The sequence below is a fragment of the Ilumatobacter sp. genome, assembly GCF_041688325.1.
Classification (GTDB): domain Bacteria; phylum Actinomycetota; class Acidimicrobiia; order Acidimicrobiales; family Ilumatobacteraceae; genus Ilumatobacter_A.
Map to the genome: position 1 here is coordinate 1 of NZ_JBDNIJ010000177.1, position 8,625 is coordinate 8,625.

Here is an 8,625-nt window from a genome sequence, read left to right on the forward strand (position 1 = left end):
ATATATCGGCAGTTTCTCGGCAAGACTGAAGCGAAACCTTCGGTAGCGCTCTCCTGACCGCCACCCCACACCTATTATGTGGAGTGTGGGGAGTTTCTGGACAGGCGAATCGGACTAAAGGCGACGATGCCCAGAACCATGGAACTCACGATCCGCACCACCCACGGGTCCGCCGACATCGTTGTCACGCTGCACGACGAGCGAGCGACCCTGCACGAAACCATCGCTGCGACAACTGGCCAGGCAGCGCCGTCGGCTGCGCTCGTCGACAATCACCTCGTCGACACCCGAGCTCCGCTCTCCACCCTCGCAATCTTCAATGGGTCGATCATCGACACCAATCTCGACCGGAACGCGGCCGTCGACGCAGTCGTCAATCTGCTGCAGCCCACGGGCCCCGGTGCTGGAACTATCCGACCCTTGCCGCCCGGGAACTACCGCGTCGGCCCAAGCATCAGAGCGTCGGCTCCCGAACTCGATTTCGACACCGTCGAATCCGCCGAATTCGAACTGGACGTGCACGGCAGCGGAGTGACCGTCTCGCCGAGCGGTTCGACGTCAAACATCATGCTCGATGGGGCACCGTTGACCGAGGCGCGATTGTGGGCTGGCGGCTGCCTGGTCGTCGACGGACGTGTCTTTATGGTCGAACCGGCGCAGCCCCACCAGCGTCCGCAGCAGCGTCCAACGAACGACGGCACCATCGTCCACAACAGGCCACCTGGGGAACCAGGCAGAACCCGTCGTTTTCTCGTCGATTCTGTGCTTGATGCACGTGACCGCCGCCATGGCCTCTGGCACCAACGAGCAACCACGACGTCGATGCCAGTGAGTGTCGGTCTGGCCGACGGCGCCGATCAGGTGGACGGAAACGGGAGCGTCACCCTCGATCTGTGCCACCTCGGCATCGTTGCCATCACTGGGCAAAGCGAAGACGGCGAGGCGGTGCTTCGGTCGATCCTGATCGACGCGGTCACCCGCTACGGTCCTGCGGATCTGGCGGTCGCCATCGTGCCAAGCCGAGAACGGCTTGAGACCTGGGATTGGGCCAAGTGGCTGCCACACCTGCGCCACGACGACCTCCCCGACATTCTCTCGAACGAACTCGAAGTCGCCTCATGGGCAGCTCGAGTCTCCACGACGCCAGGAAAACGCGTGCTGCTCGCCGTGACCGACAGCGCGTCGTGGAATCACGCCGGTGCCCCTCTTCGAGAGGTGTTGATAGACCGGCCGGACCATGTCACCGTGATCGCATTGTGCCGCGACCGCATTGGCGCACCGGTTTCGGCCTCGACCCTCATCGAGCTCGATGAAGAGACCCCCGGTCGCGCTGGCCTCGTCCACCTCTCTCGCACAGCACGAACCGATCTGCGAGTCGGGCTGGTCGATCTCGACGTGGCCGCTGACGTAGCTCGCCACCTCGCCCCGCTCGTTGACCCCGATCTACCGATCGATTCCTCCGACAACGTTGCGCCAATCAACCCGACGCTGGCGGAAATCGTCTCGGCCCACGAGGCATCAGATCGCTGGGACAGTCAGCTCGGCAAGCCAGGCAATGAAGTCAAACTCGGCATTGGAGCGCTTGTTGGAGCCGTGGTCGGCATCGACCTCGGTCTCGACCGCGGCGTCGCCATCAGCGGATCGAGCATCGACGAAGCCGACAACATCGCCGAGGTGATCGCTCTGTCGATGGGTTCGACATGGTCACCCAACGAGCTGTCGATTGTCGAAGTCGATCACCGTCGAGCGTCGGAGTTCGACGCGGCCCGACAACTCCCTCACTTCGCCGGCACATTCGCCGACCGCGGTAATCATGCCGCAGACCGGTTCGAAGCTCACCTCCGTCAATTCGTCAGCTCAGGCCAATCAGCCGGCAAACGCCTCGCCATCTTCGTCCACGGACTTACTGACACCGAGCTGGCAGCCCCCGGGTTGATCACTGCTCTCACCGAACTCGCCGATCAGACGTCCGGAGTGCACCTCGTGGTGACGACCGCATTGCCACTGGCGTCGCTCGACGCATCAGTGAGGCGCGCCTGCCCTGTCGAAATCGCCGTCGACCGTTACGGCGGAGCGCTTCGGGCCACCGTGCACGACCGCGACCGCCAACTCCCGCACGTCGGCGGCACGTTCGCCGATGCACTCGACGCATCGGTCACCCGCGCCCACGCCGCCGAAATGGCCATCGACCGCAACAGCGGGGCGCGTCAGGCCACGGTGCAGGACCGCGACCGCCAGCTTCGGACACCGTTCTCGCCCGACGACCCGCCGACAGACACGGGCGACGCCGTCTCGGTCAAGCCCTTCGTCTTCGGTCGTCCACCCAGCCCGCTCGAACGACGACTCGAACGTGTGTCAGGCAGCGTGTTCCAGCAACCCGATCGAATGGTTCGCCGTCTCGTCGACGGGCTCCGCAGCCTCGCTGATCAGCGGCAGATCGAACGGCCTGCGTCGCTGATACCGGTCCCACTCCCGCTCACGCTCGACGCCGAGAGCTTCCTCACCCAGGACAACCGTCGCGGCATCCCGATCGGCCTGATCGAAACGGCTGCGTCAACGACAGCGACGCCGCACTGGTGGCTGCCCGGACCGACGGGGTCGATCATCGCCCTCGGGGCGCCAAGGTCCGGGATCCGGGCGCTGCTCGATGTGATGGTCTGCGGCATCGTCGATCGGTTCGCCACAGACGATCTGATCGTGTCCGCAATCGAACACCAGGCCGGTCGACGAAGCGCACTCGAATCGATCCCCCACATGGCTCAGGTCGCCTCGCCCGAACAGCCGGAGGCGTTGATGGACCTCATCAAACAGTCCCAGGCGGAACTGCGCCGACGGTCGGCCGATACGGCATTTCGGATCAGTGACCATCCGGCCCATCTGCTGCTTGTTCGCGATATCGAACGCCTGGCACCCGAGGCACGCAGAGCGTTGGCTGAACTCGCCCAGCGCGGCGCCGTCGTCGGGATCAACGTCGTGGCCACTGCGTCCCACCCTGTCGACGCCGAAGAGTTGATCCGCGCCTGCTCGACCGTTCTCGTCGCCTCACTCAGCGACCTCGATGGCTACGGGATGCTCGGTATCGAACAGCCAGAACGTTTCGCGTCGATCACCGGGCGATGCCATGCGATCATCAACGACGAACCAAGCATGCTGCAGCTCGCCAGTCTCGAAAGCAGCCTCGACCTCGCCATGGCTCTCGCCGCGAGGACTGCATCGTGACGGACCAACAGTCCGCCGTCGGCATCGAGTGCACCGACCGGGTCCTGCGTGCAGTCCTCATCGATGCCGATGGTGCCCTTCCCGCACACGCCGCCGAAGTTTCGTTGCGATCGGTCGACGACGATCGAGTAGTGCTCGATGCCTTCGTTCGGCTTCGCGCCGAACTCGGTGGTGCTCCGGTCCCGGCCCGAATCGCGATGTTCCCGGCGTCCTCGTCGCTGCATCGGATCGATGTCACGGGGCAATCCGGCCCCGAACTCAACGTCCTCCGTGGTGATGTCGCCCGACGGCTCGGGATGGCCTCGACGCTGCTGGTCGACGAGGGCCCGCGCCGTTGGCTGTACGCCCTGGACTGGCCCATCGAACGGGTGCGCCGCTTCGAGACCTTGGCTGAACGCGCCGGCTTCCTCGACGTCGCTGTCGAACCGAGCCCGATCGCACTGGCCCGCGCCGTTTCCCCCGAGATCCGTTACGTCGAACGGGCTGCTGCAGCAAGCGAAACGTTCACCACAGCGTTCGACGGAGGCGTGCCGGTCGCTGCGGCTGCGTCCAACACAGCCGGTACGGCACATCCCTTGCTCCTTTGTGGTGGAGCATCGTTTTCCGTGGCCATGTTCGACGGGCTCAACGACATCGAATCGATCATCGAACACCTCCTCGCGGTGGGCGCTGCTCAGCCCAACCTTGTCAGCGTCAACGACGTCGACGCGGACGCGCTCCTCGTCGGAACGGCGCCGTACCCGGCGTTCCCGCCTCACGACCTCCGCAGCCCGGCGCGACAGTGCGTCGCCATAGGCGCAGCCATCGGAGCAGCCAGGATCGGCGGACGGCACCGACCGGTCGACATTATGTCGTTGACCGTGACCGAAGCACACTTGGCTCGCCGCCCATGGGCGATCGAGCGCGTCTCGTCCATCGGCGCACCGACATTGCCGTCGGGACCGAGTGCGACGAAGCGCGCTTTCTCCCGGTTTAGGCCGCGACGCGGCTGACGAACACCTGGAGAAGTCCAAGGCGGCTCAAAATGGAGTCCTCCCGGTTCGACGGGTCAGTCCCGGTCGAAGATGCTCGGCCGCTTGCCGAAGACGGCGACTGCCTGCCGCAGCGGAACGAGGCCGCCGCCAGCGGCGGCCCGTACGCCAGCCGCCTGGCTGCGTTCGGCCTCGGCAATGGCATGCAGCGCTATCTCACGAGCTTGTTCGAGTTCGGTACGCAACCGAACGTTCTCAGCTTCGAGGTGCATGACACGGCGAATTCCTTCGAGGTTCATACCCTCCGAGGTCAGTTCAGAGATCCGCCGCAAGATGGCGATGTCAGCGTCGCTGTAGCGGCGGTTGCCGCCTTGTGTTCGAGCCGGCTCGACGAGTCCACGACGTTCGTAGATCCGCAACGTCTGTGGGTGCATGCCAGAAAGTTCAGCCGCGACCGAAATCACGTACACCGCCGAAGAGCGAGTTCGCCTGGTTGCCTCGTTGTCAGCCATGTGGGTGCCTCTTCGGTGAGCGTCGCGCGATTTCACGCACCGCTCGGTGCCTCACTACTTACTTCGCTTGCGACCACCGTAGTGGCTGCACGAAGGCGCTCGATTGCCGAGCGTTCTGCGTCGTTCAATTCGGTCGGGACATGCACATTCACGGTGACGATCAGGTCGCCTTGCTCTTTGGGGGTCTCGATGCCCTTGCCCTTGACGCGGTGTCGGGTTCCTGATTGCGTGCCCGCTTTCACGCGCAGGGTCACCGTCGGGCCGCTGAGTGTCGGCACCTGAATGTCGGCACCGAGCGCTGCATCTGTAAATGCAATCGGGACAGCGACAGTGAGGTTCACGCCGCTGCGACCGAACATGTGATGCGGCATGACCTTGAGCTGGACGAGCAGATCACCGTTCGGGCCGTTGTTCCGACCCGGACCACCCCGCCCCTTCAGGCGAATGGTCTGACCGTCTTTCACACCTGCAGGCAACCGAGTCTTCACCTCGCGAGGCCGCTTCTCGACACCGCCACCGCGACAGGTCCCGCAGCGCTCGTCAATCAGGCGGCCGGTGCCCGAGCACAAATGGCACGGCGACGAGAAGGAAAACATGCCCTGGTTGTCGTCAGTGACACCGCGGCCCTGGCAGTTGCTGCACACCTTGGGGGACGTGCCCGGCTTGGCGCCCGAACCATGGCAGGTCGAACATTGAGCATCAGTAGTGAGATACAGCGTGGTTTCGAGGCCCGTGACGGCATCGGCAAAATCGACCGTGAGCTGGGCTTCGATGTCCGTACCGCGTCGCGGCTGAACACCGCTCGATCCACCTCGACCTCGGCCGCCATTGCGGCCGAACATCCCGCCGAGGACATCGCCGAGCCCTCCACCCATGTCCCCGACGTTGAAGGAAAATCCGTCAGATCCGCCAGGTCGGCCACCCATTGTGGCGGGGCCCATACGGCGGATTTCATCGTATTCGGCACGCTTGTCATCGTTGCCGAGGACGTCGTAGGCGGCCGACACCTCTTTGAACTTTTCCTCGGCGACATCGTCACCGGGGTTCTTGTCAGGGTGCAGCTCTCGCGCAAGCTTGCGATACGCCTTGGTGATCTCCTTGTCGGTGGCACTCGCGCTCACCCTCAGGGTCTTGTAGAAGTCTTTTTCGAACCAGTCTCGTTGTGCAGCCATCTTGTGCTCACCTCCTCGGCGTTCGAGATGTACGGCGTGGCGCCCGGCGCCACGCCGTACATCTCAGTCTTTTGTCTTGACCATGGCGGCGCGGAGGGTCTTGCCCTTCCACTGGTAACCGCTGCGCAGTACTTCTGCCACGATCGGTACACCACCATCGATTGGATCGTGGGCGACCGCCTCGGCGACCTCGGGGTCAAACGGTTGCCCGTCGAGATCGAGACTTTCGAGACCTTGCTTCTTGAGCTCGGCCAGCATCTGGTTGAGCAGTGGGCCCACCTCATCAGGATGACGAAGGAACGCTGCTTCAGCCGCATCGAGGACCGGCAAGAACGCCTCGGCGAGTCGACCGGTCGCCCGGTCAGCATCGGACTGCGCACGAATGTTGGCCTGCTTGCGAAAGTTTTCGAACTCGGCCTGCACACGCTGGGCGATTGACTTGTATTCGTCGCGTTCGGCAAGAACCGCGGCGACATCGATGTCGGAGAAGTCCACCTCGGCGCCAGACTCGTCCACCAGATCGGCTGCAACAACTTCGGGGACCTCGAAATCGAGTGCCGACAAAGTATCGATTTCGTCGAATTCGCCGGCCCGTTCAGGCACGTCGTTCTGACCCGTTGCATCAGCTGCATCAGCAGCCGCTGCCGACTCGGAAGCCGACCGGGATGCACTCCCGGCCAGCTCCTCGTCGTTCAGATCATCGGGATCGACCATGTCGCCATCTCCCATGTTGGACACGACCGGTGCCTCAGGCTTCCGGCTCGTCGTCGACGATTTCGGCGTCGACGATGTCGTCGTCATTCACGTCGCCTGCGCCCGTGTCGCCCTGGCCAGATGCGGAGGAGCCTTCTGCTCCTGCATCCTTTGCAGCTGCTTCGTAGAGCTTCTGGCTGAATGCCTGGCTGGCCGCCATGAGGGCTTCGGTTGTCGACTTGATTGCGTCGTTGTCGTTGCCTTCGAGTGCCTTCTTGAGGTCAGCGAGGGGCGCCTCGACAGCGTCTTTCTCTTCGGCCGGGACCTTCTCACCCTGCTCGCGGAGGACCTTTTCGGTCTGGTAGACGAGGCTGTCGGCGTTGTTCCGGACTTCGGCCTCGGCGCGACGCTTGGCGTCTTCGTCGGCGTGTGCCTCGGCGTCTTTGACCATCTGTGCGATGTCGTCCTTGTTGAGCGTCGACTGGCCACTGAGCGTCATCGACTGCTCTTTGTTGGTGGCTCGGTCCTTGGCACTCACGTGCACGATGCCGTTGGCGTCGATGTCGAAAGTGACCTCGATCTGCGGCACGCCACGGGGGGCAGGCGGCAGGTCGACAAGCGTGAACTTGCCGAGGGTCTTGTTGTAGCTCGACATCTCGCGCTCACCTTGGAGCACGTGAATCTCGACCGACGGCTGCATGTCTTCTGCAGTGGTGAACACCTCGGAACGCTTGGTCGGAATAGTGGTGTTGCGCTCGATGAGCTTGGTCATGACGCCACCCTTGGTCTCGATGCCGAGCGACAGCGGCGTGACGTCGAGCAGCAGGACGTCCTTGACGTCGCCGCGGAGCACGCCGGCCTGGACAGCAGCGCCGATGGCAACCACTTCGTCCGGGTTGACCGTCTTGTTCGGCTCTTTACCGGTGAGGTCCTGCACGAGATCGGTGACGGCCGGCATGCGGGTCGAGCCGCCGACGAGGATCACGTGGTTGAGTTCGCCCTTGGCGACGCCAGCGTCTTTGAGGGCCTGCTCGAACGGAGTGCGGCAACGCTCGATGAGATCGGCAGTGAGCTCCTGGAACTTCGCGCGTGTGAGCTGTTCGTCGAGATGCAGCGGGCCATCGGCCGTGGCGGTGATGAACGGCAGGTTGATCTGTGTGCTCTGCACCTGGCTGAGTTCGACCTTGGCCTTTTCGGCGGCTTCCTGCAGGCGCTGTGCAGCCATGCGGTCGACACTGAGGTCAACGCCCTGGGCTGCCTTGAACTGCTGGACGAGCCAGTCGATAATGCGCTGATCCCAGTCGTCGCCACCAAGAACGGTGTCGCCGTGCGTGGACTTCACTTCGAAGACGCCATCGCCGATCTCGAGGACAGACACGTCGAACGTGCCGCCACCAAGGTCGAACACGAGGATGGTTTCGTCTTCGTCGCCCTTGTCGAGGCCGTAGGCAAGCGCTGCTGCAGTTGGCTCGTTGATGATGCGCAGGACTTCAAGGCCCGCAATGGTGCCAGCTTCTTTCGTTGCGGTGCGCTGGGCGTCGTCGAAGTACGCGGGGACCGTAATGACGGCCTGCGTGACCGTGTCACCGAGGTAGCTCTCGGCGTCGCGCTTGAGCTTCATCAGCGTGCGGGCGCTGATCTCTTGTGCGGTGTACTGCTTGCCGTCGATGTCTTCCGACTTCCAAGACTCGCCCATATGGCGCTTGACTGAACGGAAGGTGCGGTCGGGGTTCGTGATCGCCTGACGCTTTGCGACTTCACCGACGAGGACTTCGCCTGCCTTGGAGAACGCGACGACGGACGGGGTGGTGCGGCCACCTTCGGAGTTCGGGATGACGATGGGCTCACCGCCTTCCAGGACCGAGACGACTGAGTTGGTGGTACCGAGGTCGATACCGACTGCCTTAGGCATGTGGTGCTCCTTGCTTCCTGTGTTCGAGAGATATTCGGGGGGTGGGGGGATCCAGGGGGGATGGATCAAAATCTTTATTCGTCAGGACTCAAGATAGAGGTTAACGCACTCACCAACAACCTCGACTGCACTTACTTGACAAGTGA

General features: G+C 63.4%; 6 protein-coding genes. 2 read left to right on the forward strand and 4 right to left on the reverse strand.

Going from position 1 to position 8,625, the window contains the following annotated elements; translation table 11 throughout:
- Window positions 1-138: 138 nt before the first annotated feature.
- Together ACH2EI_RS11130 and ACH2EI_RS11135 are read left to right on the forward strand one after the other, a co-directional pair.
- Entirely contained in the window at window positions 139-3,219 is a 3,081-nt protein-coding gene (locus ACH2EI_RS11130; protein ID WP_395160038.1) for a hypothetical protein, read from the forward strand.
- Window positions 3,216-4,211, forward strand: coding sequence for a hypothetical protein (locus ACH2EI_RS11135; protein WP_395155709.1), 996 nt, complete (start codon window positions 3,216-3,218; stop codon window positions 4,209-4,211). Before ACH2EI_RS11130 ends, ACH2EI_RS11135 begins: the two co-directional genes overlap by 4 nt.
- Window positions 4,212-4,267: 56 nt before the next feature.
- Here ACH2EI_RS11135 and ACH2EI_RS11140 read toward each other — a convergent pair whose 3' ends face one another.
- The 4 genes from ACH2EI_RS11140 to dnaK all read right to left on the reverse strand — a co-directional run bounded on the left by ACH2EI_RS11140 (window position 4,268) and on the right by dnaK (window position 8,479).
- Entirely contained in the window at window positions 4,268-4,702 is a 435-nt protein-coding gene (locus tag ACH2EI_RS11140) for a heat shock protein transcriptional repressor HspR (protein WP_395155711.1), read from the reverse strand.
- A gap of 32 nt (window positions 4,703-4,734) precedes the next feature.
- Entirely contained in the window at window positions 4,735-5,874 is a 1,140-nt protein-coding gene (gene dnaJ, locus ACH2EI_RS11145) for a molecular chaperone DnaJ (RefSeq protein WP_395155713.1), read from the reverse strand.
- 63 nt (window positions 5,875-5,937) lie between these two features.
- Window positions 5,938-6,603: a nucleotide exchange factor GrpE gene (locus tag ACH2EI_RS11150; protein WP_395160040.1), complete on the reverse strand. Its 666-nt coding sequence runs from the start codon at window positions 6,601-6,603 to the stop codon at window positions 5,938-5,940.
- A gap of 19 nt (window positions 6,604-6,622) precedes the next feature.
- Complete coding sequence (gene dnaK, locus ACH2EI_RS11155; protein WP_395155715.1) at window positions 6,623-8,479, reverse strand: molecular chaperone DnaK; 1,857 nt, start codon at window positions 8,477-8,479, stop codon at window positions 6,623-6,625.
- Window positions 8,480-8,625 lie beyond the last annotated feature (146 nt).